We start from the raw sequence: 24,888 nt of genomic DNA on the forward strand, positions 1-24,888 counted from the left end.
AGTGGAGACCACCGCCATGCACGACCACCCGATGCACGACCACCGCAAGCTCGGCCGTGAACTCGACCTGTTCGACACCGACCCGCTGATGGGCTCCGGTCTGCCGTACTGGCTCCCCGACGGCGCCGCGATCCGCCACTCCCTGGAGGAGTTCATCCGCGGCCGCGAGCGCCGCGCCGGCTACCGCCACGTGTACTCCCCGGTGCTCGGCAAGCGGGAGTTGTACGAGATCTCCGGCCACTGGGCGCACTACCGCGAGGACATGTTCCCGCCCATGGAACTGGGCTCCGAGGAGATGGTGCTGCGCCCCAGCCTCTGCCCGCACCACGCGCTGATCTACCGCTCCCGCTCCCACAGCTACCGTGAACTACCCTTGCGCATGGCCGAGTTGGGTGGCATGTACCGCTCCGAGCTGTCCGGGGTGCTGGGCGGACTGACCAGGGTCCGGGCGATCCAGCTGAACGACGCCCATGTCTTCTGCACCCCCGAGCAGGCGGCCGACGAGGCCGTCGCCGCACTGGAGTTGATCCGCGAGGCGCACCGGGCGCTGGGTGTCGTCCCCGTCCGCTACCGGCTCTCGCTGCCGGGCGAGGGCGGCAAGTACGTGGCGGATCCGGCGCTCTGGGAGCGCGCCGTCGCGCTGCTCACCGAGGTGCTGGAGCGCTCCGGGGTGCCCTTCGAGGCGGCGGAGGGCGAGGCCGCGTTCTACGGGCCCAAGATCGACGTGCAGATCGCCGACGGCGCCGGGCGCGAGTTCACCCTCTCCACCGTGCAGATCGACTTCCATCAGCCCGAGCGGTTCAACCTGCACTACATCGGCGCGGACGGCGCCAAGCACCGCCCGGTGATGGTGCACCGCAGCGTGATCGGGAGCGTCGAGCGCGTGGTCGCCCACCTGATCGAGCTGTACGGCGGTGCGTTCCCGGCCTGGCTCGCGCCCGTCCAGGTGGCGCTGCTGCCCGTCTCCGAGGCCGAACTGCCGCAGGCCGAACGGTTCCGGCAGCGTTGTCTGGACCTCGGACTGCGCGCCGAGGTCGCCGGTCCCGAGCACGGCAGTCTGGGCGCCCGGATCCGGGAGGCCAGGCTGGTGCCGTACCAGGCGGTGATCGGGGCGAAGGAGGCCGTGGACGACCGGGTCGCGCTGCGGCTGCGGGACGGTCGCCGGCTGGAGCCGCTGCCGGCCGAGGAGGCGTGGGCGCGGATCGGCGCGCTGGTGGCGGCGTGCGACTCGGAACTCTGGGCGGAGGGTGCCGAGCGCTGAACCGGGGGCCGCGACGGTGGCGGCGGCGCCGCCACCGTCCGGCACGCCGGTGGCCGTCCGGCACGCCGGTGGCCGTCCGGCACGCCGGTGGCCGTCCGGCACGCCGGTGACCGTCCGGCACGCCGGTGGCGTCCGTACGACTAGTGCGGCGCGCGGTGTGTCGGCCGGGCGGCGGATGGCGGCCGACCGTCGAATGGGCCCGGCGGCCGAGGCGATGGCCGCCGCTGTCCCCACCCGTACGGAGGTACCCCGATGCGCAACCCCCGTGGCCTCGCCGTTCCCGCCCTGGTCGGCTCGCTCGCCCTTGCCGGGGCCGTGGCCGCCTCCCCGGCCGGCTCGGCGGAACTCCGCCCGCTGCCCATCCCGGCCGTCCAGTACTGCGCCGCCGTGCTCGGGCACGTCCCGGGGGCCGACACCGCCTCGCAGACCCTCGGGCGGGCCTGCTCCTCGGACTTCAGGACCGATCAACTCGCCCAGGCCGGTGCCGGCTTCGGGTCCTTCGGGCTGATGGGGCGGCCCTTCCCGCCGATGCAGTAGGTCCAGCGGGCGCGCCCCCCGGCCCGCACCGCGCCGCACGAGACACGAGCCCCGTGCTGTGCGGGCCGGGGGTCAGTCAGTAGGACGGTGCGACCGGGCGGCGGACCGCTCGCATGCGGCGCGGCGGCTCGGTGGCGCGGGCCCACGGGGCGGCGCTCGGTGACCGACGCCGGACGGGCGCTGCTCGCCGAACTGGATGCGCTGGCGCGGGCGGTGCAGGACGAGGTGCTCGCGCCGCTGGACGCCGGGGAGCGGCGGGCCCTGCAGGAGTTGCTGCTGCGGGTCCACGACGGGACGGGGGAGTGGCGCGGCGGCCCTTGACCGCCCGGGCCGGTCGGCCGGCTCAGGCCGTGGGCTGCCCCGGGCGGCGGGCACCGGCGAACTCGCCCGCCCAGCGCGGGACGTCGAGCACCTTCTCGACCCGGGCGACCAGGGTGCCGGTCCGCTCGGCGTGGATCATCGCGCCGTCGCCGACGTGGATCCCGACGTGGTGCAGCGGAGCGTCGGGGCGGGAGAAGAACAGCAGGTCGCCCGGGGCGAGCGCGTCGAGCTCCACCGGGGCGCTGAGGTTGAACTGCGCGCCCGTGTAGTGCCCGAGTTCGACGGTGCCGTGGCTGGCCCGGTACCAGCAGTAGAGCGACAGGCCGCTGCAGTCGAACCCGACCGTCTTCTCGCCCAGGCACACCCCGTTCAGCCAGCCGTTGTCGGCGTCGCAGAAGCCGAGGCTCGCGCCCAGTCGGTCGCCGCCGCCCCAGGCGTACGGCACGCCGAGCTGGCTCGCGGCCACGTCGGCGACCCGGCGGCCCAGCGCGGCGGCCGGCAGCGATCGGGCGGCGTCGGACGTGGCGTCGGACGCGGCCTGGGCGGCCGGGCCGAGCGCCGGAACGAGGCCGGCCCCGAGCGCGAGGCCGAGCATGCGGCGCCGACGGACTCCGGAGGCCTGGTCGAGGCCGGACGGTTGGGGCTGCATGACGGTGCCTCCCGGTGCTGTGGCGGTGGCGAGGGGTGGGCGCTCGGGGGGCGTGGTACCCGGGCGCACGTACCAGCATTCCGCTCCGGCGGGCCGCTCCGCCATCACCCGCAATGGTGAATCGCGGACGCAACGGCCCGAAAGCAGAGGGGAGTTCGCCGGTGAACGGTCCGGCGGCCGTTCAGAAGGGGCCGACGACGAGCGCGAACGTTCGGTCGGGGTCGAGGGCCGAGGAAGCCCCGGCGAACCCGTCGGGCCGGCCGTAACGGGTCAGCGGGCGGGGCCGTCGGACGGCCGCGTGAGGATGAGGCCGCCGGCGCGGTCGAGGACTTCGGCGCGGGTGCGGCCGGGGTGGTCGGCGGCGAGGAAGTGGTTGCCGATGGCGAGGCAGAAGGCGAGCAGGCTGCGGGCCTCGATCTCGTCGGGGTCGGTGCAGACGGTGCCGATGGCTTCGCGCAGCAGGTCCATGCGCCGGTTGTCCACGCGGCGCAGGCGTTCGGCGACGGTCCCAGGAGGCGTTCCAGGGGGCGTTCGCCGCCGTGGGCCGCGAGGCCGGCGAGGCGGTCGTGTTCGACGACCGCGAGGTCAGGCCCCGCGAGGTGCGCACCCTGCTGTCGCGGGGATGAGCGGCCGCCGGCGCCGGCGTGTGACCGGGCGCCCGGCGGGGGAGACGGCTGCTCCGTCGCGCAGTCCAGGACCCGGCCGTCGGCCGTGCCGACGAGCGGACGCCCGGGCCCGGGGACGGCGAGCAGGGGCGCGTCGGGGTGAAGGCCGGCGCGTGCACCGGGAAACGCGTCCGGAGCACGGCCCGGCATCCGAGGTCCCCGGTGCCGTACACCCCCACCGTCGCCGTCCGGGCGAACCCGCGTTCGACCGCCACGGCGAGCAGGCCCCGCCCCTCGTCGGGCACGGCGAGGACGGGGGGCCGACCTCGGCGAACGGGCGGTCGCCGAGCACGCGGAGGACACGGAGCGGGAGAGGTTGTGGGGAAATCCTCCCAACCGGCGCCGTCGTCAAGCGCGGTTGACGCTCGGCATGGCCATCGGGCCGTGGCGGCAAGGAAGTTGGCCGTGGCGACCCTACGCTTGGGCCATGAAGCAGCACATCGTCACGTTGGTCCTCGGCGGCCTCCTGCTCGGCATCGTCGCGTTCGGCGCGGGCTGGTTCGCGGCGGACTCCCGGCAGACGGCTCCGGCGCCGACGTACATCATGGTCACGCCGGAGCCGGTCGCCACGGGCGGCGCGGTCTCGCCGCCGCCTTCGGCCGGCGGCCGGTAGCGCGGCCGGTGGATCGGTCGGGGGGTCGGTCGGCGGCTACTGCCTGACGGCCCAGAAGCGGTCGGCCATGTTGTCGTAGGCGACCGACCCGGACAGCGCCTGGGCCGGCTCCTTCCAGAGCATCTGCCACTGGCCGTCGCCCGGGTCGTTGTCCACGATCACCTCCAGGCCGCGTGCCGTGTTCACCCAGCTGCTCGCCTGGTCGCGGAACCCGTAGTCGGCGAAGTACACGGCGGCGTCCTCGTGGAAGAGGTTGAACTGGAGGCGGCGGCCCCCCAGTTCTTGTCGGCGTAGAAGCAGTAGTAGGACGGTTCGGTGGCCGGGGTGGGGCAGTTCTTCCAGTCCGGGCCCCGGGGTGTGTGGCGGCGGTGGTCGCCGCTCCAGGCCGGCGCCTGCGCCTGGCCGGGGAGGGGGAGTACCACCACCGCCCCGTCGGGGTAGCTGACCTCGTTGGCGGCGGTCTGCCTGCCGCCCCGGCTGGGGGCGAGCTGGGCGTCCACCGATCGCTGCAGCGCGTCGCGGTCGCCGTCGCTGAGGGCGGTGATGACGGTCCGCTGGTCCCCGGGAGGGGTGTGCGCGGAGGCGGCCTGTACGCCGAGGGGCGCGGCCAGGAGTACGAGGGCCCCGGCCGTACGGACGAGAAGTCGGCGGACTCGAGAGTGCGTCATATGCCAAACGTAGCCGTGCACATACTGCCGGTAACCTGACTTTCTCGATCAGGCGGCGCGTGCGCGGCAGGGGCGCGCCGGTGCGTACGCGCCCCCCGATCGGGCGAACCTGCGCGTCACTCCCTGGGCGGGTGGCCGGCGGGTCCAGGAACGAGCGGCGCGACGACCCGCTCGGCCGGGCCGGTGGTGCCGTCGTCGTCGTTCTCGTCCGAGTTCACCGAGGCGGTGATCGAGCCCGTCGCCCAGGAGGCCAGGCCGAGGATCAGGAAGAGGACCAGCAGGCCGCGCCCGGCGCCGCTCAGGACCAGCGGCCGGGTGGCCGAGGCCGGGCCCTGCGGCTCGCTGCCCGGCTCGTCGCCGAACAGGCGCTTGGGGTAGGCGGACGAGATCATCACCAGGTAGGCGGCGTAGCGCATCCGGTAGCGCACGATCGCGGCCGTCGCCTCGAACAGCGGCTGCGGCATCCGGCCGAGGACCAGCACCACCAGCCAGACGACGAACGACACCGTCCACCACCCCGCGTTCACCAGGGCCTGCACGATCGAGGCCGGGATGACCAGGACGATGCGGAACAGCACGGCGAGCCGGTTCAGCTCACCGGGCCGCAGGCCGACCTGCACCGGGTAGTCGGGGACCTCGAACCGGAACGGCGGGTAGCGGTCCACGGTGAGCATCAGGTACGCGGTGACCCGCGTGTCGTACGGGAGGAACGCGGTCAGGTAGTCCGCCACGAAACCGGGCAGCCGGCCCAGCACCAGCGCGCCGAACCAGCCGATGACGGTGACGAAGAACCCCACCACCGACAGCACCCACACCACCACGAACTGGGGGATCAGCAGCAGCGCCCGCAGCAGCACCGTCCAGCGGTTCTGCGGGCCGGGGGCCGGCATGTCCAGGACCGGGAGCCACTCGCGGCTGACGGCGGCGGGGGGAGCCTGCCACATCCGGGCCTCCACGGTCTCGGGACGACGGGACCCGGCCGTCGGGCGTTGCCGGGTGCCCTCCGAAGATCGCAGCAACCCGCCCGTCCCGCCCGTCCTGCTGCGCCGGACGGGGCAGCAGGACGGGGCAGCAGGACACGCGGGACGGGCCGTGGCCGATCGGGGCGTGGCCGGTGGCGCCCTGCGGGTCGGCCGGTCAGCCGATCCTCGCGCAGAGCGGTTCGGCGGAGCCCCGCTCGATGCTCAGCGTGCGGTAGCCGGTGGCACTGATGTCGACGGTGTAGACGCCGTCGACGGTGTAGAGGTCGCGGGGCAGGTTGCCGCCGTCCGGGCCGACGCCGAGCAGGATCGGGCCGTGGGCGTGCCAGGTCTGGGAGTTGTCGGCGCGGTAGTCGACGACGGCCCGGCCGCCGGCGTCCGCGTCGTACGAGGCGCCGGTCGCCGTGTTGGTGAGCCGCAGGACGAGGGCGCCCCGGAAGGCGGCGCGGCGCACGGTGGTGCCGTCCGGGGCGTACTCCAGCACCCGCCGCTGGACCTCGTCGACGACGGGCTCCATGTGCACGGGGAAGTCGCAGCGGGAGCCGGCCGGGAGGTCGAACGCCCGTGTGGGCGAGGGCTCCCACCCGCCCTGGCCGGTGACGGCGCCGGCGGGGGCGACCGCCAGGCCGGTGAGGGTGACGGCGGTGACGGCGGCCAGCGCGGCGGACGCGGCGGTGGACAGGATTCGGCGCATGATCGGTCCTCCTGGCGAGGTGTCGGGCGTTCGGAGGCCCAGCGTGGCAGGCACCCCTGACCGGATTCTCACCACGAGCCCGGCACTGCTGCCGTCCGGCCCGCACGCCGATCGAGATCGTGCCTCCGGAGGTCTCCTCGTACGGCCGTTCGGGGTTCTAGGGTGGGCCGCCATGGAGTTCCGACTGCTCGGATCGTTCGAGGCCGACCACCGGGGTGAGCCCGTCCTGGCGGGCAGCCGCCGCCAGGAGCGGTGCCTGCTGGCCGTCCTCCTGCTGGAGGACGGCCGGGTCGTCAGCACCGACCGGCTGATCGACCTGCTCTGGAGCGGCAACCCGCCCGGCTCGGCCCGCGGCACCGTCCACACGTACATCGGACGGCTGCGGGCCCGGCTGCGCCCGTACGGCGTGGTGATCGAGACCCGGCACGACGGGTACGTCCTCGCTTCCGGTCAACACAACGTCGACGTACGGGAGTTCACCGACCTGACCACCCGGGCGGCCGCCACTGGCGACCCCGGTGAACGGCTGCGCTGCCACGACCGGGCGCTCGCGCTCTGGCGCGGGCCGCTGCTCGCGGACGTCGTCGACGAGGCGCTGCGCGGGCGGCTCGGCCGTCGGCTGGCCGAGCTGCGGCTGTCCGCCCTGGAGCAGCGGGCCGAGATCCTGCTCGCCATGGGCCGACACGAACAGGTGCTCGCCGACCTGACCGCACCCGACCTGACCGCACCCGCTCCGGCCGCGCCCGCTCCGGCCGCACCCGCCTCGACCGCCCCCGCTCCCGCCGCCCCCTCGGCCGGGCCGCCGCCCGCCGCGCCCGCCGAGACCCCGACCGGCCTTCCCGCCGACGACCTGCTGCCCCGCGAGCGCCTCGTCCTCGCCCTGATGACCGCCCTCTACCGGGCCGGTCGGCAGACCGAGGCACTCGCCCTCTACCGCCGCACCCGGCGCGTGCTGGTGGACGGCCTCGGGGTCGAGCCCGGCGCCGAACTCGCCGCCCTGCACGACCGCATCCTGCGGGCCGACCCCCGGCTGGACCGTCCTCCGGCGCCGCTGTACGCGGTGCGGGTCGGCGACCAGTGGCTGCCGTGGAGCGCGGGCGGCCACCCCGCGCTGGAGTTCTGCAACACCTACGCCGGCTGGGGCGCCGAGCCGGGTGCCGCGCCGGCTCCCGGGTCGGACTGGCTGCGCGGCTACCCCACGCTCGCCGTCTGGGCCGGCCACCACGACCTCGCCGACGAACCGGTCGTCGAGGCGTTGCTCCGCGGGGCGGCGGAGCGGCCCGAGGAGGCGGCCGGCGTGCTCGCCGACGCCCGCGCGTTCCGGTCGGCCCTCTACACGGCCCTGACCGACCCGCAGGACGGCTCCGCGTTCGGCGCGGTGGCGACGGTGGTGCAGGAGGCCGGGCGGTCGGCGGTCTTCACCCGGGGCGAGGACGGCCTGGCGCACTGGCGGCTGCCACCGGCGGCCGGCCTGCGACTGCCGCTGTACGCCGCCGCCCGTTCCGCCGCCGAACTGCTGGCCGACCCAAGGCGGTTCACCATCCGCCGCTGTCCCAGCACCGGCTGCGGCTGGCTGTTCCTGGATGCGAGCGGGCGGCGCCGCTGGTGCAGTCTGGCGACCTGTGGGACCCGTGCGGCCTCCTGAGTCTCCCGCGCCGTCCGCGCCGGTCCGGCGAGTGCACCCGGACTTTCCGATGCCTTGACGAATCCATGGCATTGACGGACCATCAAGCTGGCGCGCGCCACCTCCTCCACCGTTCCGCCCCCACGGACCCCCCAGGAGGACAGTCATGCGACTGCCCCGCCGAGGGAAGCCCGCCGCGGCCACCGCCGTGCTGCTGGCCCTCGCTCTCGCCGCCCCGCTCACCGCCCAGGCCGCCGCCACCGACCGCCCGCCGGCGCCCGCGTCCGTCACGGCCGACAGCGCCGCCGACACCGCGCGGCAGTACCGGCTGGACGGCCCCCGCACCGTCGCCGAGCGCACCGCCGTCGCCGCCACCGGCGCCTCCGTCGACGCCGTCCTGCCCGACGCGGTGGTGGTCACCGCCACCCCCGCCGAGGCCGCCCGACTGCGCGCGCTCGGCTGGTCGCCCGTCGCGCTGCCCGGCCCCCGCTACGGCGCCGAACCCGGGGACGAGGGCCTGGCCGCGCCGGTGTACGACTTCCCGCAGGCCGACGCCGGCTACCACAACTACGCCGAGGCCACCGCCGACATCGACGCGGTGGTCGCCGCGCACCCGGACATCATGAGCAAGCGCGTCATCGGCACCTCCTACGAGGGCCGCCCGATCGTCGCGGTGAAGATCAGTGACAACGTCGGCACCGACGAGGACGAGCCCGAGGTGCTGTTCACCGCCCACCAGCACGCCCGCGAGCACCTCACCGTCGAGATGTCCCTCTACCTGCTGCACGAGTTCGGCGACAAGTACGCCACCGACAGCCGCATCGCCGACGCCGTCAACAGCCGCGAGATCTGGGTGATCCCCGACCTCAACCCGGACGGCGGCGAGTACGACATCGCCACCGGCCGCTACCGCAGCTGGCGCAAGGACCGCCAGCCGAACATCGGCAGCAGCAGCATCGGCACCGACCTCAACCGCAACTGGAACTACAAGTGGGGCTGCTGCGGCGGCTCCTCGGGCTCCACCTCCAGCGAGACCTACCGGGGCAGCGCACCGGAGTCCGCCAAGGAGACCAAGGTGGTCGCCGACTTCGTCCGCAGCCGGGTCGTCGGCGGCAAGCAGCAGATCACCGCCGCCATCGACTTCCACACCTACAGCGAACTCGTGCTCTGGCCGTTCGGCTGGACCACCGCCGACACCGCCACCGGCATGACGGCCGACGAGTACAACACCTTCGCCACCCTCGGCCGCGGCATGGCCGCCACCAACGGCTACACGCCCGAGCAGTCGAGCGACCTCTACATCACCGACGGAGCGATCGACGACTGGCTCTGGGGCGCCCAGCGGATCTTCGCCTACACCTTCGAGATGTACCCCGGGGAGACCGGCAGCGGCGGCGGCTTCTACCCGCCCGACGAGGTGATCGACCGCGAGACCAGCCGCAACCGCGAAGCGGTCCTGCGCCTGGTGGAGACGGCCGACTGCGTCTATCGCGCGATCGGCAAGCAGCAGCAGTACTGCGGCATTCCGGCCTGACCCGGCGCCGCCGGTTCGGCCCGTTCCACGCGGGAAGTCGGCCGGTCCGACTTCCCGCGCGGCCTCGGTGGGTTCTCGGCCCGGACGGCCTCCCGCGCACGCAGGAGGCCGGCGCGGGTGTACGGGGACGAACACCTGGAAGAAACCCTTCATCCGGTTTCCGGGCGGTGCGAGGACGGCGGGCCGGAGATCGAACCGTCGGGCCAGGTCGGCGTGCGTGGCCGCCGAGCAGGTGGTCGGGTCTGACGGAATGTGAGGAAAGGGAGGGGTCGGCGGGATTCACCGACATCGCCGTGTCGGTCGCCGGTGGCGCGCAGCTAAGATACGGGGTGTTTGGTTTTGTTTTCCGGGAGTTCAGGGCGGGGTGGTTTCGGTGGTACGGCAGGAGCGGGCGCTCCGGACTCGTCGGCTGATCCTGGAGGCGGCGGCCTCGGTCTTCGACGAGTTCGGGTACGAGGGCGCGACCATCGGGGAGGTGGTCTCCCGGGCCGGGGTGACGCGTGGCGCGGTGTATTTCCATTTCGCCTCGAAGCGCGATCTGGCGCAGGGCGTGGTGGAGGAGCAGTTCGTCCAGGACGGAGTTCCCGAACGGAGCTGCAAGCTCCAGGAGTTCGTGGACACCGGGATGGTGGTCGCGCACCTGATGCCCCGTGACCCGCTGCTCAGCGCGGGTGCCCGGCTCTCGCTCGGCCAGGACCTCTTCGACGACCTGGGCAGCGGCGCCATCCCCGGCTGGGTCAGCCGGTTCGAGGTGCTGCTGACCGCGGCGGGTGAGCGTGGCGAGTTGCTTCCGCACGTCGTGCCGGCGGAGACGGCGTGGCTGCTCGTGGCCGCGTGGACCGGGGTGCAGATCCAGTCCCAGAAGCTCAGCGGCCGGGCGGACCTGGAGAAGCGGGTGTCCGCGCTGTACCAGCACCTGATGCCGAGCATCGCCGTGCCGGGCGTGCTCGGTTCGTTGCAGATGGGGCCCGACCGCGGGGCCCAGGTGGTCGCCGAGGCCGCGGCGGCCCGTGCGGCCGCGGAGGACGGCGGCCCGGTCGTCGACCCGGCCCCGGGCGGTGAGTCGCGCGGCAGCTCGCGCGGAACGGGCGGCCCCGTGCGCGCCGAGGTGCCGACGGAGATCGGCGTCGGCTGACGGCGGCCCACGCCCTCCTGCCCGCAGGACTCCTGACGGGTGCGGGCCGGCCGGCGGCGACGGGACCACGGGACCCGTGCGGAGCCACGCCTTCTGCAGTAACAAACAGCACGTTCGGTTTTCTACTGTCCCGGACACGGTCGGCGGTTGCGGCTGCCCGATCCCTGCCACACCGGACCGACAGCGGGCCGCCCCCGGTACCCGAAGGCACCGGGGGCGGCCCGACCGCCGTCACGGCGGGATTGTCGGCGTTACGCGACGGGCTGCTTGGCGGCAGCGCGGCGCCGGGACCGGTGGAGCGCCAGACCGCCGAGGGCGATCAGCCCGCCCCCGGCCAGGCTCGCGCTCGCGGCAGGGGTCGGGGAGCCGGTCGTCGGCAGCCCGCCCTTGCCGCCGCCCTGCGGCGGCACCGGGTGGTGACCCGGGTGGCTCGGGCAGCCGTGGCTGCCGCCGCCCTTGTGGTCGTGCCCCTTCGGCGGGCAGGGCGCGACGACGATGCAGAGCTCGACCGGCGGGCTCTCCACGACCTCACCCTGCGGGTCGCGGGCGGTGGCCCGGGCGGTGTTGGTGATGCTGCCCGCCTTCGCGTCCTCCTCGGTCACCGTATAGGTGCCCTGGCAGGTGGTGCTCTCGCCGGGGGCGAGGGTGGTCTGCTCGCAGGTCACGTTCTGGACCCGGTCGTCGTTGACGGCGACGTCGGTCAGCGTGGCGGAGCCGGTGTTGGTCACCGTGTACGTGTAGGTGACGATGTCACCCGGGAACACGGTCCCGTCGGCGTCGGACCGCTTGGTGACGGTCAGCGAGGACGCGCCGGCCGGAACCACCTTGACCGTGGCCTCGGCGGGCGGGCTCTGGACGGGTCGGCCGTGGGGGTCGGTGGCGTTGGCGTGGGCCGTGTTGGTGACGTGTCCGGCCTGGCCGTCGGCCGCCGTGATCACGTAGCTGCCGTGGCAGGTGGTGCTCTGGCCCGGGTTGAGGGAGGCCGCGCCACAGGTGACCGAGGTGACGTGGTCGTCGGTCACGGTGAGGTTGTTCACGACCGCGGTGCCGGTGTTGGTGACGGTGTACGTGTAGGTGACGGTGTCACCCAGGTGGAACGGCCCGGCACTGTCCGCCTTCTTCGCGAGGCTGAGCTGTGCCACACCCGCCACGGGCAGTCTCACCTCGCGCTGCGGGCTCAGCACCGTGTCGCCCAGCGGGTTGGTGGCGAAGGCCTCGGCCGTATTGGTGATGTGGCCGAGCGCCAGGTCGGCGTCGGTCACCACGTACGTGGAGTGGCAGGTGGTGCTCTGGCCGGGGTTGAGGGTGGTCGCGTCACAGGTCACCGGTGTGACGTGGTCGTCGGTGACGGCGACGTCGTGGAGCACCGTCGAGCCGGTGTTGGTGACCGTGTAGGTGTAGTGGACGGTGTCACCGACACGGACCGGTCCGAGGGTGTCCGCCTGCTTGGTCAGGTCGATGGAGGACGGCCCGACCACCGTGACCGTGGCCTCGGCCTCCGGCGAGGTGACCGGTTCGCCGTTGGACGTCCCGCCGGCGAAGACGTGGTTGGTGACCTTCCCGTCCTGGGCGTCGGCCGCCGTCACGACGTAGCTGCCGTGGCACTTGGTGCTGTCGCCGGGGCTGCCGCGCGGAGCCAGGGTGGTGGTGTCGCAGGTGATCCCGGTGACCCTGTCGTCCGTCAGCGTGAGGTTGGTGATCTCGGTTCCACCGGTGTTGTTGACCACGTAGGTGTACGGCACGGTGTCACCGACGTGGAACGGCTCCGGCGCGTCGACGTGCTTGGTCACCTCGAGCCCCGGTGGCGCCACCACGGGTACGTTCTCCGAGGACGGCGGAGAGGTGACCGGGCCTTCGTCGGTGGTCCCGGTGGCCTGCGCCGTGTTGTCGACGTGGCCGGCGGCGGCGTCCTCGGCGGTGACCAGGTACGTCGCCGTACACGTCGCCGTCTCACCGGGGGCCAGGGTGATCACCGGGCAGCTGATCGGCCCGACCTTGGGGTCGTTGACGGCCAGGTTGGTGATCGGCACGTTCCCGGAGTTGGTCACGACGAAGTCGTACTGGACCGGCGTGCCCACCGTGATCAACCCGGGCAGCGGCCGGTGCGCCTGCTTGACCAGGTTCAGCTCGGGCAGCGGCTGGTCGGTGCTGATCACCACGTTGCGGATCAGGTGCACGTCGGTGAACAGGCCGGTGGACCCGGCGAAGCCGAACTTGTACGTCGCGGGCAGCGGCTGCGGCGCGGGCGTCTGGATCACCTGGTGCGAGCCGGTGCCGTCGTTGAAGTCGACGGAGACGGTGAGCACCGGCGAGGGTGCCGGCGTCAGGTGCACGTTCACCCGGCGGCGCGAGGGCTCCAGCAGGGTCTGCGCCTGGTCCGGCGTCACACCGGGCGGCAGCGAGGTGAGCGGGCCCTGGAGGGTGCCGGGCAGGGTGGAGGGCCACGGGCCGGTGGTGGTGAAGTTGCTGGTCGTCGCGGTCAGGAAGCAGTAGCCGAGGAGGCCGTTGCCCGGCCCGCGGACGGTGACCATGTTGGCGCCCGGCGCGGGGATGCGGAAGCCCGTACCGGCGGGGGAGCGCTGGGAGCAGCCGTTGCCGCGCTGCTCCCAGTCGCCGAAGTAGTTGCCGAGCACGTCGAGCCCGACGCCCAGGTACCCGCTGTCGACGCCGGGCAGGAAGGTGAGGTTCGGGTTGTCGTCGGGGAGCTTCTGGGCGTAGCCGAGGCTGCCGCCGAAGGCGCCGGGGTGCTTGAGGGAGACATCGCCGTTGACCAGGAAGAAGGAGATGCCGTCGGCCGGGGTGGCGGGTGTGGTGCTGCCGTACTGCCACTGGTCGAAGGACACGTCCAGGCCGTTGCCGGCCGGCAGGGCCTGGTCGAAGAGGACCGCGCCGCTCTGGTCGTTGCCGGCATCGGTGATCCGCAGGTAGCCGAGGGGGGCGCTGTCCAGCGGGGGCACCGGGCCGATCTCGGGGACGGGGCAGCCGCCGAGCGGGCGACCGTCAGGCCCGAGCGTCGAGACGGGCGCGCCGGTGAGGCAGGCGGAGCCGACGGCGACGAACCGCGGGTCGGCGGTCGCACCGGTGAACGTCTCGTGGAGCAGCGGAGTACCGGTGGCCCGGACCCGCTCCGGCAGCGGCGCGGCGAGGTGGTGTGCGGGGGCGACGGCCTGGGCGAGTGAGGCGGTGAGGCCGGCGCCGACCAGGCCCAGGGTGGCCGCGGCGCTGATGAAGCGGGCCGTTCTGGCACGAAGCCGTGACGGTCCGCGGGAATGTCTGGTCATGCCGTTAATATGCGCGGTTGCTACGCACCGTTATCGCTGAAGTACTGTCAGTGGAGCTATCCAATCGCTCGGACGAGCGAGTCGGAGGGGGCGGCCTGATGGTTCACAGGGCGTCAGGGCGGCCCAGGGCCTTCCAGAATCATTCCCATGATCCTCGCTCGGTGGATGCGGTAGGGTGGCCGACGTCGATCGTGACCGCGACTCAGGAGGTGAGACCCATCAACGGAATGTCCGAGCGGGTGCTCCCGGAGCGCGGCCGAGCGGGCGCCGTCCGCGCATAGCGCGGCCGACGCGCCGACGCGGTGTCGGCCCTTGCGGGAGCCCTGACGGAGTCGTCAGCCCTCCTGTCTCCCCCAAGGGGTTCTCTTGCCGGTCTTCCCTTCCGCCTCCCTCCGTTCCTCGGTGGTCTCCCGGCTGCGCGCCGCCGGGTGCGTGTTCGCCGAGGACGAGGCGCGGATCCTGCTCTCCGCCGCCGCCTCGCCCGCCGACCTGGTCGCCATGGTCCGCTCCCGCGCCGACGGGCGGCCGCTCGAACACGTCGTCGGCTGGGCCGAGTTCGCCGGTCTGCGGATCGCCGTCGACCCGGGCGTCTTCGTCCCGCGCCGCCGCAGCGAGTTCCTGGCCGCCACCGCCACGGCGCTGACCGCTCCGGGCGCGGTGGTGCTCGACCTGTGCTGCGGCAGCGGTGCGCTGGGCGCCGCGGTGGCGGCCGCGGCGGCGCACCCGGTCGAGCTGTACGCGGCCGACATCGACCCGGGTGCGGTCCGCTGCGCCCGCCGCAACCTGGCCGGCGTCGCGGCGGGCGTCTTCGAGGGCGACCTGTTCGCCGCCCTGCCCGCGGACCTGCGCGGCAGTGTGGACGTGCTGATCGCCAACGTCCCGTACGTCCCGACCGGGGACATCGGCCTGCTGCCGCCCGAGGCGCGGCTGCACGAGGCCCGGCCCGCGCTGGACGGAGGGGCGGACGGGCTGGACGTGCTGCGGCGGGTGGTCGCCGAGGCGCCGCAGTGGCTGGCGCCCGGCGGGTCGCTGCTGTTCGAGACCAGCGAGCGGCAGGCGCCGACGGCCCTCGCGGTGACCGGAGCGGCCGGGCTGGCGGCGGTCGAGCAGTGGCAGGAGGACCTGGACGCCACCGTGGTCTCCGCGACGCTGTGCTGAACCGCCGGTCGGCGCAGGGGACTTCGAGTGCCGGAACCGGCCACCGCACCCCCGTGGCGGTGGCCGGCTCCGGAGCCGGTCAGATGTGGGCGCCGTACACGTGGTCGACCGGGATGGTGAGGAGCACCCGGCGGTCGGAGATCATCGCCTGGCGGTACTCCGCCCAGTCCGGGTGCTCCCCGGCGGCGCGGCGGTAGTAGTCCACCAGCGCCTCGACCTCCGGCCCGTCGGGGTCGGTGCCCGGGCCGGTCAGGGTGGCCACGCCCTCGGCGGTGGCCCAGGAGCGGCCGTCCGGCCCGGTCACCTCCAGGCTGGCCCGCGGGTCCCGGCGCAGGTTGGCGGTCTTGGCCCGCCCCTCCTGGGTGGAGATCAGGACGGCGTTCGCCGCCCGGTCGTAGAACGGCAGGACGGGGGAGAGCTGCGGCCGGCCGTCCGCCTTGATGGTGGCGAGGATGCCGAGGCGGCTCTGCTCGAGCAGCGCGTACGGGTCGAAAGGAGTGGCGGTCATGGGAGCATCATCGGCCTTCACACCGGTGTGAGGGCAAGGTCCGCCACGCGTGTTGGGCGAGGAGGCCCCGCATGACGGCACGGGCCGGCCGGGTCGGTGCGGGAGGTCGGGAATCCGTCTCGGCGTCCGGCGCGAGCCGCTGGGGTCGGGCGTGAGAGCGGCGTCGCGCACGCGGAGTTCCTGGACGGGCTGACCCACCGCGCGGGCGGTGCTACGGGCAGGGGGCGCACCCGTGATTCCGGACGGCCGGGGGCGGTGGCCGTAGCCGCTCCCGGAACGGGTTGTCGGTGGGGGCTGGTACGGTCCCGCGCATGAGCAACAGTGTGCCCTTCACGGGCGAGGAGAAGGAAATCCTTCATGCGGCGCTGGACCGGCACCGCGACGTGGTGCTGTGGAAGCTGGAGGGGCTGGACGACGAGCAGTTGCGCCGTCCGATGACGCCCTCCGGGACGAACCTGCTGGGGCTGGTGAAGCACCTCGGTGGTGCCGAACTCGGCTGGTTCCGGGAGGCGTTCGGCCGGGAGACGGGCCCGCTGCCGTTCGACATCGACGCCGATCCCGAGTCCGACATGCGGGTGGAGGCGCACGAGTCGACGGAGGATGTCCTGGCCTTCTACGCGCGGGCCCGGGCCGGTGCCGACGAGGCGATCCGGGAGCTCGCGCTGGACGACCTCGGCACCTCCTGGTCGGGCAACACCGTCTCGCTGCGCTGGGTGCTGGCCCACATGGCCACGGAGACGGCGCGGCACACCGGGCACATGGACATCCTGCGCGAACTGATCGACGGCGGGACGGGGGACCACGACCGGCGCTGACGGCTCGTCGGGGGCTCCCGTTCGACCTGTCCCCGGGTTCGAGCAGGGCACCCCGGTCCGGCGCTCAGGCCGTCGCTTTCCGGACGGCCCGGGCCAGCGCCCGCGCCGTCCGCCGGACGTCCGCCTCGGTGGTGCGCCAGTTGCTGAACGCCGCGCGCAGGGCGGGCCGCCCCGCGTAGTGGGTGGGGGTGAGGAAGGCCTCCTCGGCCGACTCGGCGGCGAGTTCGGCCAGCCGCTCCGGGGTCGGGTCCGCCGCCAGTGTGAAGCAGACCACGTTCAGCCGCACCGGCGCGAGCAGTTCCAGGCCGTCGATCCGGGCCACCTCCGCGCCGAGCGCCCGGGCACCGGCGACGCAGCGCTCCACGATCTCCCGGTGCCCGGCGCGGCCGTACGCCCGCAGGGTGAACCAGGCGGCGAGGGCGCGCAGCCGGTGGGAGTTCTCCGGCGTCAGGTGGACCAGGTCCGGGTGCTCGCCGAGAGGCCCGAGGTAGGCGGCGGCGTTCCGGAAGACCCTGGCCTGGAGGTCCGGGCGGCGGGTGAACTGCACGGCGCTGTCGTACGGCACGTTGAGCCACTTGTGCAGGTCGACGCAGACCGAGTCGGCGAGGTCCAGGCCCGCCACCAGCTCCGCGTGCTCCGGCGACAGCGCGGCGAAGGCGCCGAAGGCCGCGTCCACGTGCAGCCAGAACCCGTACCGCTCGCGGAGCGCGGCGATCGCCCGCAGGTCGTCGAAGTCGACGGTGTTGACCGTCCCGGCGTTGGCCACCACCACGCACGGCCCGTCCGCCTCGGCCAGCGCCCGCTCCAGCGCCGCCACGTCCACCGCCTCCCGGCCCGGCAGGACGGGCACCGCCCGCAGTGCCGCGCGGCCCAGGCCCAGCACCGACAGTGCCTTGGCGACGCTGGAGTGCGCGCTGCCGGACAGCACCTGCACCGGCCCCAGCGCGCCGGCGCCGTCCTCGGCGACGTCCACGCCGAGCCGCTCGCCCAGCCACTCGCGGGCGACCGCCAGCCCCACCGTGTTCGACATCGCCGCGCCGCTCACGAAGGTGCCGTGGTGCGCCGCCGAGAGGCCGAACAGCTCGCGCAGCCAGCCGACCGTCTCCCGTTCCAGCTGCTGACCGGCGGGATCCAGCGAGGAGTTGGAGTTCTGGTCCACGGCCGAGGTCAGCCAGTCGCCGGCGAGTGCCGCCGGTGTCGCCCCGCCCGTCACGAACCCGAAGTAGCGCGGCCCGGCGCTCGCCGACAGCCGGGGCTCCCAGCGCCGCTCGAACTCCGCCAGGGCGGCGCGCACCCCGCCGCCCTCGGTGGCGAGCGGGGTGACGGTGGGAGGTTGCGTCGGCCCGGCCTCGGGCCGTTCGGGCCGGGCGACCACGGGCCGCTCGTCGAGGCCGGCCAGGAAGGCGAGCGCGTGCCGCCGGGCCTCCTCCAGGATCTCGGGCAACCGGTGCAGATCGGCGGCGAGTTCGGGGTGCATGGCGTTTCTCCGTCGGTCGGTCGGGCGGTGTGCTGGAGGCTAGCCACCGGGGCGGGCGGCGTCGCGGTCCAATCCGGTGTGGGTGGCCTGAAACCTTCGACAGGTGGGGGGAATTCACGCCGCTCGGCTCGAAACCACCCCGGCAGTCGCAGTTCCAGCCGGTCCCTTGACCTCTCCGGAGGTGGCGAACGATGATCACCGTGCACCGCGAGCGAGTGAACGTTCCATTGTCCGACGAGTTCTCGATCCCAGGCTTCAGGGAGGTGCAGGGTTGTGCGTTCCACCACCGCTCCCGTGGCGGCGCCCGTGGCACAGGGGCGCGTTCCACTACTCGGTCACCTGCCGCAGCTGGCCGTCAGACGGGTCGAGTTCCTGCAGTCGATCAGGGCGCAGGGCGGCATCGTCAGGATATTCCTCGGGAATCGCCCGGTGTTCGTCCTGAACTCGCCGGAGGCCGTCCACGAGGTTCTCCTGACACAGAGCCGGAAGTTCGGCAAAGGGCTGCTGTTCGACGTCGCACGGCCTTTCATCGGCAACGGCATCATCACCTCCGAGCGGGATTTCCACATCCGCCAACGGCGGGCGCTCCAACCGGCTTTCCACCGGGACAGCATCGCCGCGTGCGTCGGCACGATGACCGACCTCGCCGAGGAGCAGGTGTCGGCGTGGCGCACCGGCGAGGTGATCGCCATGGACCTGGTGCTGCGCCGGATGATGACGGCCATGCTCGTGGCGACGCTGTTCAGCACCGAACGCCCGGACGGCGCCGCGGCCGTCGCCGAGCTGGGGGAACGCGTCGCCGAGCACCTGACCACGGTGATGCGCGGGGTCTTCGTGGGCACCCTGCTGCCCGCTCCGATCGCCTCCTCACCCGCGCTGGGGCACCGCAGGTACCTGGCCGCCGCCGAGGCGCTGCGCGAACTCGCGGACACCGCCGTCCGGCAGGCCCGACACGACCCCGACGACCGCGGCGACCTGCTGTCGATCATGTTCGCCGGCACCCCGGGCAAGCCCGAGGGGATGACCGACCTGGAAGCCCGCGACGAACTGCTCTCCCTGCTGATGGCGGGGGCGGAGACCACGTCCACCACCCTGGCCTGGGCGCTCCACGAGCTCGGCCGGCGCCGGGACCTCGCCGAACGGATGAAGGCCGAGTGCGACGCGCTGCCCGCCGGCGCCCTGCCCGGCCCGGCGACGCTCCCGTTCACCGACCGCTTCCTGCGCGAGGTGCTCCGGCTGCACCAGCCCAGCTGGCTGCTCATGCGGCGCGCCCTGGAACCGGCGCGGGTCTGCGGGGTCGACCTCCCGCGCGGGGCCGAGCTGATCTACAGCGCGCTGACGATGCACCGGGACCCGGCGTACTACCCGGACCCACTGCGGTTCGACCCGGACCGTTGGCTCGTCCGCCCGGAGAAGGACCTGCCGCCGGGCGCCTACGTCCCGTTCGCCCTGGGCAACCGGAAGTGCATCGGGGACCACTTCGCGATGACCGAGATGCTGGTCGTCCTGCGGTCGATCGTCTCCCGGTGGCGTCCGCGGCCGGTCGCGGGGCACCGGGTCCGGCCGGTGGTCCAGGCGCTGATCCGGCCCAACGCGCTGCCCATGCGCGTCTCGCCCTGGCCGGCCGGCTGAACCGTTCCCGTTCCGACCGGCCCCGTCCCGACCGGTCCACCGGCCCCGTCCCGACCGGCCGGCTCCGTCCCCGGGGCCGACCGGTCCCCTTCCCGGAGGTGCGCCACACCATGACATCGACGGCAGAGCCCCTGTCCCCGGACCAGGAGGCGCCGGCCCAGGCCGCGGACCTGGACTCCCTTCCCTTCCCGCCCCGGATCAGCCCGGACTTCCGGGACGCCCACGACCGCCACCTCGCCTGGCCGGAGTCCTTCGGCTTCCTGGCCACCGAAGCGGAGCGGGCCCACCACCTGAAGGGCCAGTTCCCGCTGATCGCGGCCATGTTCTATCCGAACGCGACCGGGAGCGAACTGGACCTCGGCGTCGACCAGCAGAGCTGGTACTTCCTGTTCGACGACGCGCTCGACGAACAGTGGGGCGCCTCGCCCGAGCGGGTCCGCCACCTGGTCGGACTCGTCCGGGAGGGCGTCACCGGCGAGGCGTCACCGCTGCCGCTGGCCGCCGCCTTCGCCGACATGCGCCGCCGCAGCTGCCAGGGCATGCCGGAAGACTGGATCCGGCGGTCCGAGGTCCACTGGTCCTCCTACCTGGAGCACCATGTCCACGAGGCGCGCAGCCGACAGTCCGGAGCGCCGCTGCCGCTGAGCACCTACCTGCGGGTCCGGCGCCACACCATCGGGGTCGCACCGGTCATCGACCTCGCCGAGCGGCTGTCCTCCTGCGTCCTGCCCGACCACCTGTACGCGCTGCCGCACCTGTCGGTCATGCGCGAGATGACGAAGACCTTCATCATCTGCGACAACGACATCGTCTCCCTGGAGAAGGACGCGACCCAGGGGGAGCAGAACAACCTGGTGCTCTGCCTGGAACGGGAACACGGCCTCACCCGGCTGGAGGCGGTGGACCGGGCGCTGCACCGCCGCAGCGAAGCCCTGGAGCTGTTCACCGGCGCCCACCGGGCCCTGCTCGACGCCACGGCGGCCGGCCGCCTCGACCCGGCCGAACGCGACCTGCTGCGGCGCTACTGCACCGAGACGCTGCAGACCACCATCCGCGGCGCCTACGACTGGCACCACGCCTCCACCCGCTACCACGGGTGAGGCCCCGCCGTTCCACGACCCGCGTTCCACGACCCGCGTTCCCCGGACCGATCCAGCTGAGGAGCCCGCACCATGCCCGACCGCCGCTCGGCGTCCTTCGTAGCCTCCGAACGGGACCGGACCTGCCCGTTCGACCCGTCGCCCGACCTCCGCCGGATGCGCGAGGAGGACGGCCTGCCGCGCCTGCGGGTGACCCACCCGGTGCGCGGCGACATCGAGGCCGTCGTCATCACCAGGTACGGCGACGTCCGGGCGGCGTTCGCGGACGAGCGCCTGGTGACGGGCAACGGCATCGACCCCTCGCTGCCGCGCACCCTGTTCAACCACCCGGGCTTCCTGCCCGCCTACAGCGGCCAGGAGCACAGCCGCCTGCGCCGGATGCTCACCGGCAGCTTCACCGTCCGTCAGGTCGAGCGGCTGCGCCCCGCGATCGAGACGATCGTCGCCGACCACCTCGACGCCATGGCGCAGCGCGGGCCGGTGGCCGACCTGGTCGAGGACTTCGCCCTGCCCATCCCCTCGCTGGCGATCTGCGAACTGCTCGACGTCCCGTACGGGACCCGGGCGATGTTCCAGCGCTGCTCCCAGGTGATCATGGACGGGACCGCCGACGCCGGGCAGCTGGTCGCCGCATCGGCCGAGTTGAACACGGCCATGGCGGAGATCGTCGCCCACAACCGGGCCACGCCCGGGGACGGCGTGCTGGGTGAGGTGGTGCGGCAGCACGGCGCGGAGCTCACCGACGAGGAGCTCGTCGGTTTCGGCACCACCCTGCTGGTCGGAGGGCACGAGACCACCGCGACGATGCTCGCCCTGAGCGTGCTGGCCCTGCTCCGCCACCCGGAGCAGCTCGCCGCGCTGCGCGACGACCCCGAGGTCACCGGCCCGGCCGTGGAGGAACTGCTGCGCCATCTCGCCATCCCCGCACCGCTCCTGCGCACCGCCGTGGCCGACGTCGAGGTCAACGGCCACCGGATCGCCGCGGGCGAGCACGTGCTGCTCTCCCCGCTGACCGCGAACCGCGACCCCGAACTCGTCCCCGAGCGCCCGGACGACCTCGATCTGCGCCGACGCCCGGTCGCCCAGCTGTCCTTCGGCTTCGGCGCCCACCAGTGCCTCGGGCAGCAACTGGCCCGGCTGGAACTGAAGGTGGCGCTGCCGGCCCTGCTGCGGCGCTTCCCCGCCCTGCGGCTCGCCGTCCCCGAGGCCGACCTCCGCTTCCGCGGGGGCTCGACGGTCTACGGCGTCGAGGCGCTCCCGGTCGCCTGGTAGCGGGTTCGTCGCGCAGGCCCGGCGGGGCTCAGCGGGCGGTGGCGCGCGGGAGTTCGGCGCGGCGGACCGCCGGGGAGGCGAGGGCCAGCGCGGCGCCGAGGCAGGAGAGGGCGCCGCAGCCGACGAAGACCGGGGCGGTGCCCCAGGCACCGATGGCGGCGCCGACCAGCGGATAGCTGAGCGGGGCGAGGCCGACCATGGTGAGCATCGTGACGGAGGTGACCCGGCCCAGGTAGGCGGGGTCGGCGGTGGTCTGGATCAGGGCGCCGTCCAGGCTGCCGAAGACGCCGGCACCCAGGCCCACCAGGGCGGCGAGGACGGCCGCCGTCCACAGCTGCGGCACGAGCGCCATGACCGCCGCACCGACGCTGCCCGCCAGCAGGGTGGCGGCCATGGTCAGGCCGGCCCGGGGAAGGCGCCCGACGACGGCGAGCAGCGCGGCGCTCGCGGCGGCCCCGGCGCCGAAGCAGCCGACGATCCAGCCGTAGCCGGACGGGCCCCAGCCGCGCTCGGCGTTGAGCAGCACCATGCCGACGTTGAGGGTGCCGGTGAGACCGAGTTCGCAGACGGCTCCGGCGGCGACCAGCGGGCCGAGCAGTGGGTGGCGGCGGATGTAGCGCAGCCCGTCGAGCAGGTCGGCGCGCGGGGTGCCGCGCCGGGGCGCGGCGGCGTCCGGATGTGCGTTGTCCGGGTGTTCGTCGTCTGACGGGGCTTCGAGCGGGCTGATCCGGACGGAGAGCAGGAGCGGCAGCGAGAGCGCGAACAGCAGTCCTGCGGTCGCGAAGGCGGCGGCCGGGCCGCCCAGGCCCATGGCCAGGCCGCCCAGCGGCGGTCCGGCGATCTGGCCGAGGCGCATCGCCAGCGAGCGCAGACCGGTGACCCTGGCCAGCTGGTCGGCGCGGGTGATCCGGGGCGGCAGGGCGCCGACGGCGGGGACGAACAGGGCGTCCACGCCACCGAAGACCAGCGCCACCGCGACCAGCAGCCAGAGCGCGGGCGCGGTCATCGCGATGGCGGCGGCCACCGAGAGGATCAGCAGACAGCGCAGGGCGTCGCTGCCGAGGATCACCCGGCGCGGGTCGAGCCGGTCGGCCAGGACGCCGCCGCCGAGCATGAGCAGGGCGCGCGGGGCGGCGCCTGCGGCCATGACCAGGCCGACCTCGGTGGGCCCGGCGGACCGCTGGGCGGCCCAGGCGAGGGCGGCGAAGTAGACGCTGTCGCCGATCAGGGAGGCGGTGTACGCGGCGAGCCAGCGCAGCACGTTGCCGTCGCGGTGGGCGGGCGGTGTGGCGCTCGCGCGGGGAAGGGTCGGTTCCGCGAGGGTCATCCGGGACTCCGGCGGTCGGGGACACGGCGGCGCCGGTGTCAGGGGCGGAAGGGGAACCCGTACAGGTGGACGGACACGTGCTGGCGGCCGGCGGTGTCGCCGGCCGTCCTCGCGGCCTTGCCGCGCTCCCGCCAGCGGCGCGAGAGGGCCTGCAACTCCTCGTTCAGTTCGGCGAGTTCGGGCGCGGTGAGATCAAGCATCCACTCGGAGCTGAACGCCGCGTCCGCCCATTCCCGGCCCCAGGCGGCGCTCTGGTCGAGGTAGGCGCGGTACTGGGCGGAGCGGGAGTCGACCAGGCCCTTGGTCACCGCGTTGACGGCGGCGGCGCCCTCGGGCGTGCCGGCGAGCTCGGACTCCCGGAAGCCCCAGCCCTCCTCGGAGGCGACCTGCCACCAGCGCTCCCGGCCGTCGGTGCTCCGGCCGCTCGCCTCGGTGACGAAACCCTGCTCGGCGAGCTTGCGCAGGTGGTAGCTGACCAGGGACGGCGCCTGGTCGGCCTGCTCGGCGAGCTGGGAGGCGGTCGCGCTGCCGGCGGCGTAGAGCAGGCGGTAGAGCTGCATCCGCAGCGGGTTGGTGAACGCCTTCAGACGGGACAGGTCGGTGATCCGGTCGGGCCGGGGCTCTTCGGGCATGCTTCGACGATAGATCTGAAAGAAAAATTGCGCAATGAAAATTTCGGATCTGGGGAGTGGGGCGGCCGTCAGCGCAGGGTGACCTCGCGGGGGCCGTTGAAGGGGGCCAGGGACAGGACGGTCCTCGGGGTGCGCAGGGCGTCGTGCTCGGCGAAGAGGCGGCGGACGGCGGAGAGGTCGACCGGGCCGACGGTCAGGTGGGCCACCTCGTCGTACGGCGCGTGGGGCGTGTTGGTGGAGCCGGTGCCCCAGGTGTCCCAGAGGAGGGTCTCGACCTTGTTCAGGGCGGCGAGGTCGAGCCGGGTGGAGTGGGCGACGAACCACTCGCCGTTGAGCGGGCCCTCCTCCGGCGGGTGGACGCCGAAGGAGTCGGCGGCGGCCCGGTCGGAGCGGATGGTGCGCCAGGCCCGGCCGGCGACCAGGAAGCGGTCGCGCGGGACGTCCATCGGGTCGAAGTCCACCCCCCAGGCGGCGGCGACCTTCGGGTCGGCCAGCTGAGGGTCGGCGAGCAGCCAGCCGCGACGGTCGTCCCAGTACTCGGTGGCCACGTGGTCGCAGTGGAAGCCGTCCGGGCCGAGGTAGTCCGCGAAGCCGCAGCGCAGCCGGGCCGGGACGCCGACGTGGCGGAGGAAGGAGCAGTGCAGCAGGGCCAGGTCCCGGCAGACGCCGACGAAGCGGTCGGCGGGCGCCCGGGGGTGGCTGAGCGGGGCCGGGTCGCGGTCGGCGATCAGGTGCAGGATGTCGTCGAGGTAGCGCGTCTCGGCGTCGTGGTGGAGCCGGTCGGCCGGGATGGGGTGGTGGAACAGTCGGCCTTCGAGCCGATGGATGATCAGGTTCCGGGCGATCCGGGCGAGTCGGCTCGGATCCTTGGGGAGTTCGGTGTAGCGGGGGAGGTGGGCGCCGGGGTCGGAGAAGACGCTCTGCCCGAGGTAGAAGGCGGGGAAGTCGGCGGAGGGCACGGGGGAACTCCCATGGGGCTTCGGCCGCATGATCGATGGCTGGGCC

Annotated in this window: 23 protein-coding genes and 1 pseudogene; 12 read left to right on the forward strand and 12 right to left on the reverse strand. The window is 73.8% G+C overall.

What is annotated here, in order from left to right; all coding sequences use genetic code 11:
* Positions 1-31 precede the first annotated feature (31 nt).
* The 3 genes from thrS (at position 32) to ACWDBE_RS00515 (ending at position 2,119) form a co-directional block, all read left to right on the forward strand.
* Positions 32-1,261 (forward strand): threonine--tRNA ligase, encoded by a 1,230-nt coding sequence (gene thrS / locus ACWDBE_RS00505; protein WP_449806979.1) that lies wholly within the window; start codon positions 32-34, stop codon positions 1,259-1,261.
* Between the two features lie 252 nt (positions 1,262-1,513).
* Positions 1,514-1,798, forward strand: coding sequence for a hypothetical protein (locus ACWDBE_RS00510; protein ID WP_449806653.1), 285 nt, complete (start codon positions 1,514-1,516; stop codon positions 1,796-1,798).
* Positions 1,799-1,957: 159 nt separating this feature from the next.
* Positions 1,958-2,119 carry a hypothetical protein gene (locus ACWDBE_RS00515; protein ID WP_449806654.1) on the forward strand — a complete coding sequence of 54 codons (162 nt, stop codon included), beginning with the start codon at positions 1,958-1,960 and terminating at the stop codon, positions 2,117-2,119.
* Between the two features lie 22 nt (positions 2,120-2,141).
* Here the strand turns inward: ACWDBE_RS00515 and ACWDBE_RS00520 are convergent, their stop codons facing one another.
* Positions 2,142-2,768, reverse strand: coding sequence for a C40 family peptidase (locus tag ACWDBE_RS00520; RefSeq protein WP_449806655.1), 627 nt, complete (start codon positions 2,766-2,768; stop codon positions 2,142-2,144).
* 270 nt (positions 2,769-3,038) lie between these two features.
* Positions 3,039-3,272 (reverse strand): annotated as a pseudogene (locus ACWDBE_RS00525) (TetR/AcrR family transcriptional regulator); the annotation flags it as partial.
* 588 nt (positions 3,273-3,860) lie between these two features.
* Here ACWDBE_RS00525 and ACWDBE_RS00530 point away from each other — a divergent pair.
* The gene (locus ACWDBE_RS00530) at positions 3,861-4,046 is read left to right on the forward strand and encodes a hypothetical protein (protein WP_392882222.1); all 186 of its coding nucleotides are present in this window, start codon (positions 3,861-3,863) and stop codon (positions 4,044-4,046) included.
* A 36-nt stretch (positions 4,047-4,082) separates the two neighbouring features.
* On the opposite strand, the gene ACWDBE_RS00535 is transcribed toward ACWDBE_RS00530, so the two are convergent.
* The 4 genes from ACWDBE_RS00535 to ACWDBE_RS00550 all read right to left on the reverse strand — a co-directional run bounded on the left by ACWDBE_RS00535 (position 4,083) and on the right by ACWDBE_RS00550 (position 6,388).
* Positions 4,083-4,232: a hypothetical protein gene (locus tag ACWDBE_RS00535; protein WP_449806656.1), complete on the reverse strand. Its 150-nt coding sequence runs from the start codon at positions 4,230-4,232 to the stop codon at positions 4,083-4,085.
* Positions 4,229-4,714 carry a hypothetical protein gene (locus ACWDBE_RS00540; RefSeq protein ID WP_449806657.1) on the reverse strand — a complete coding sequence of 162 codons (486 nt, stop codon included), beginning with the start codon at positions 4,712-4,714 and terminating at the stop codon, positions 4,229-4,231. Before ACWDBE_RS00540 ends, ACWDBE_RS00535 begins: the two co-directional genes overlap by 4 nt.
* A 116-nt stretch (positions 4,715-4,830) precedes the next feature.
* The gene (locus ACWDBE_RS00545; RefSeq protein ID WP_449806658.1) at positions 4,831-5,658 is read right to left on the reverse strand and encodes a DUF4389 domain-containing protein; all 828 of its coding nucleotides are present in this window, start codon (positions 5,656-5,658) and stop codon (positions 4,831-4,833) included.
* Positions 5,659-5,851: 193 nt separating this feature from the next.
* Positions 5,852-6,388, reverse strand: a complete 537-nt coding sequence (locus tag ACWDBE_RS00550) for a hypothetical protein (protein WP_449806659.1) — start codon at positions 6,386-6,388, stop codon at positions 5,852-5,854.
* 172 nt (positions 6,389-6,560) lie between these two features.
* Here ACWDBE_RS00550 and ACWDBE_RS00555 point away from each other — a divergent pair, with 172 nt between their 5' ends.
* The 3 genes from ACWDBE_RS00555 (at position 6,561) to ACWDBE_RS00565 (ending at position 10,681) form a co-directional block, all read left to right on the forward strand.
* The gene (locus ACWDBE_RS00555; protein ID WP_449806660.1) at positions 6,561-8,033 is read left to right on the forward strand and encodes a BTAD domain-containing putative transcriptional regulator; all 1,473 of its coding nucleotides are present in this window, start codon (positions 6,561-6,563) and stop codon (positions 8,031-8,033) included.
* A 145-nt stretch (positions 8,034-8,178) separates the two neighbouring features.
* Positions 8,179-9,546 (forward strand): M14 family metallopeptidase, encoded by a 1,368-nt coding sequence (locus ACWDBE_RS00560; protein WP_449806661.1) that lies wholly within the window; start codon positions 8,179-8,181, stop codon positions 9,544-9,546.
* Positions 9,547-9,910: 364 nt separating this feature from the next.
* Positions 9,911-10,681 (forward strand): ScbR family autoregulator-binding transcription factor, encoded by a 771-nt coding sequence (locus ACWDBE_RS00565; protein ID WP_449806662.1) that lies wholly within the window; start codon positions 9,911-9,913, stop codon positions 10,679-10,681.
* A gap of 251 nt (positions 10,682-10,932) precedes the next feature.
* On the opposite strand, the gene ACWDBE_RS00570 is transcribed toward ACWDBE_RS00565, so the two are convergent.
* Positions 10,933-13,962 (reverse strand): DUF7507 domain-containing protein, encoded by a 3,030-nt coding sequence (locus ACWDBE_RS00570; RefSeq protein ID WP_449806663.1) that lies wholly within the window; start codon positions 13,960-13,962, stop codon positions 10,933-10,935.
* 366 nt (positions 13,963-14,328) lie between these two features.
* Between ACWDBE_RS00570 and ACWDBE_RS00575 the strand changes: the two genes are divergently transcribed.
* Positions 14,329-15,120, forward strand: a complete 792-nt coding sequence (locus ACWDBE_RS00575) for a putative protein N(5)-glutamine methyltransferase (RefSeq protein WP_449806664.1) — start codon at positions 14,329-14,331, stop codon at positions 15,118-15,120.
* A gap of 79 nt (positions 15,121-15,199) precedes the next feature.
* On the opposite strand, the gene ACWDBE_RS00580 is transcribed toward ACWDBE_RS00575, so the two are convergent.
* Complete coding sequence (locus ACWDBE_RS00580; RefSeq protein ID WP_449806665.1) at positions 15,200-15,628, reverse strand: PPOX class F420-dependent oxidoreductase; 429 nt, start codon at positions 15,626-15,628, stop codon at positions 15,200-15,202.
* A 311-nt stretch (positions 15,629-15,939) separates the two neighbouring features.
* On the opposite strand from ACWDBE_RS00580, the gene ACWDBE_RS00585 reads away from it, so the two are divergent.
* Positions 15,940-16,443: a DinB family protein gene (locus ACWDBE_RS00585; protein WP_449806666.1), complete on the forward strand. Its 504-nt coding sequence runs from the start codon at positions 15,940-15,942 to the stop codon at positions 16,441-16,443.
* Positions 16,444-16,507: 64 nt separating this feature from the next.
* Here the strand turns inward: ACWDBE_RS00585 and ACWDBE_RS00590 are convergent, their stop codons facing one another.
* Positions 16,508-17,920, reverse strand: a complete 1,413-nt coding sequence (locus ACWDBE_RS00590; RefSeq protein WP_449806667.1) for a pyridoxal phosphate-dependent decarboxylase family protein — start codon at positions 17,918-17,920, stop codon at positions 16,508-16,510.
* 273 nt (positions 17,921-18,193) lie between these two features.
* Between ACWDBE_RS00590 and ACWDBE_RS00595 the strand changes: the two genes are divergently transcribed.
* From ACWDBE_RS00595 to ACWDBE_RS00605, 3 genes are all read left to right on the forward strand, one after another.
* Entirely contained in the window at positions 18,194-19,552 is a 1,359-nt protein-coding gene (locus ACWDBE_RS00595; protein WP_449806668.1) for a cytochrome P450, read from the forward strand.
* 110 nt (positions 19,553-19,662) lie between these two features.
* Positions 19,663-20,652, forward strand: a complete 990-nt coding sequence (locus ACWDBE_RS00600) for a terpene synthase family protein (protein ID WP_449806669.1) — start codon at positions 19,663-19,665, stop codon at positions 20,650-20,652.
* 72 nt (positions 20,653-20,724) lie between these two features.
* The gene (locus ACWDBE_RS00605) at positions 20,725-21,924 is read left to right on the forward strand and encodes a cytochrome P450 (protein ID WP_449806670.1); all 1,200 of its coding nucleotides are present in this window, start codon (positions 20,725-20,727) and stop codon (positions 21,922-21,924) included.
* Between the two features lie 28 nt (positions 21,925-21,952).
* Here the strand turns inward: ACWDBE_RS00605 and ACWDBE_RS00610 are convergent, their stop codons facing one another.
* The 3 genes from ACWDBE_RS00610 to ACWDBE_RS00620 all read right to left on the reverse strand — a co-directional run bounded on the left by ACWDBE_RS00610 (position 21,953) and on the right by ACWDBE_RS00620 (position 24,872).
* Positions 21,953-23,251, reverse strand: a complete 1,299-nt coding sequence (locus tag ACWDBE_RS00610) for an MFS transporter (protein WP_449806671.1) — start codon at positions 23,249-23,251, stop codon at positions 21,953-21,955.
* A gap of 38 nt (positions 23,252-23,289) precedes the next feature.
* Positions 23,290-23,883 carry an ArsR/SmtB family transcription factor gene (locus ACWDBE_RS00615; RefSeq protein WP_449806672.1) on the reverse strand — a complete coding sequence of 198 codons (594 nt, stop codon included), beginning with the start codon at positions 23,881-23,883 and terminating at the stop codon, positions 23,290-23,292.
* A 68-nt stretch (positions 23,884-23,951) separates the two neighbouring features.
* Complete coding sequence (locus ACWDBE_RS00620) at positions 23,952-24,872, reverse strand: transglutaminase-like domain-containing protein (protein WP_449806673.1); 921 nt, start codon at positions 24,870-24,872, stop codon at positions 23,952-23,954.
* Between the last annotated feature and the right edge of the window lie 16 nt (positions 24,873-24,888).

Source organism: Kitasatospora sp. NPDC001132 (assembly GCF_053598415.1).

Bases quoted from the DNA above. Each gene is read 5' to 3' on its own strand.
- thrS (WP_449806979.1), top strand. From the start codon at position 32: ATGCACGACCACCGCAAGCTCGGCCGTGAACTCGACCTGTTCGACACC.
- ACWDBE_RS00510 (WP_449806653.1), top strand. From the start codon at position 1,514: ATGCGCAACCCCCGTGGCCTCGCCGTTCCCGCCCTGGTCGGCTCGCTC.
- ACWDBE_RS00520 (WP_449806655.1), bottom strand. From the start codon at position 2,768: ATGCAGCCCCAACCGTCCGGCCTCGACCAGGCCTCCGGAGTCCGTCGG.
- ACWDBE_RS00530 (WP_392882222.1), top strand. From the start codon at position 3,861: ATGAAGCAGCACATCGTCACGTTGGTCCTCGGCGGCCTCCTGCTCGGC.
- ACWDBE_RS00540 (WP_449806657.1), bottom strand. From the start codon at position 4,714: ATGACGCACTCTCGAGTCCGCCGACTTCTCGTCCGTACGGCCGGGGCC.
- ACWDBE_RS00545 (WP_449806658.1), bottom strand. From the start codon at position 5,658: ATGTGGCAGGCTCCCCCCGCCGCCGTCAGCCGCGAGTGGCTCCCGGTC.
- ACWDBE_RS00550 (WP_449806659.1), bottom strand. From the start codon at position 6,388: ATGCGCCGAATCCTGTCCACCGCCGCGTCCGCCGCGCTGGCCGCCGTC.
- ACWDBE_RS00555 (WP_449806660.1), top strand. From the start codon at position 6,561: ATGGAGTTCCGACTGCTCGGATCGTTCGAGGCCGACCACCGGGGTGAG.
- ACWDBE_RS00560 (WP_449806661.1), top strand. From the start codon at position 8,179: ATGCGACTGCCCCGCCGAGGGAAGCCCGCCGCGGCCACCGCCGTGCTG.
- ACWDBE_RS00570 (WP_449806663.1), bottom strand. From the start codon at position 13,962: ATGACCAGACATTCCCGCGGACCGTCACGGCTTCGTGCCAGAACGGCC.
- ACWDBE_RS00580 (WP_449806665.1), bottom strand. From the start codon at position 15,628: ATGACCGCCACTCCTTTCGACCCGTACGCGCTGCTCGAGCAGAGCCGC.
- ACWDBE_RS00585 (WP_449806666.1), top strand. From the start codon at position 15,940: ATGAGCAACAGTGTGCCCTTCACGGGCGAGGAGAAGGAAATCCTTCAT.
- ACWDBE_RS00590 (WP_449806667.1), bottom strand. From the start codon at position 17,920: ATGCACCCCGAACTCGCCGCCGATCTGCACCGGTTGCCCGAGATCCTG.
- ACWDBE_RS00600 (WP_449806669.1), top strand. From the start codon at position 19,663: ATGACATCGACGGCAGAGCCCCTGTCCCCGGACCAGGAGGCGCCGGCC.
- ACWDBE_RS00605 (WP_449806670.1), top strand. From the start codon at position 20,725: ATGCCCGACCGCCGCTCGGCGTCCTTCGTAGCCTCCGAACGGGACCGG.
- ACWDBE_RS00610 (WP_449806671.1), bottom strand. From the start codon at position 23,251: ATGACCCTCGCGGAACCGACCCTTCCCCGCGCGAGCGCCACACCGCCC.
- ACWDBE_RS00615 (WP_449806672.1), bottom strand. From the start codon at position 23,883: ATGCCCGAAGAGCCCCGGCCCGACCGGATCACCGACCTGTCCCGTCTG.
- ACWDBE_RS00620 (WP_449806673.1), bottom strand. From the start codon at position 24,872: ATGCGGCCGAAGCCCCATGGGAGTTCCCCCGTGCCCTCCGCCGACTTC.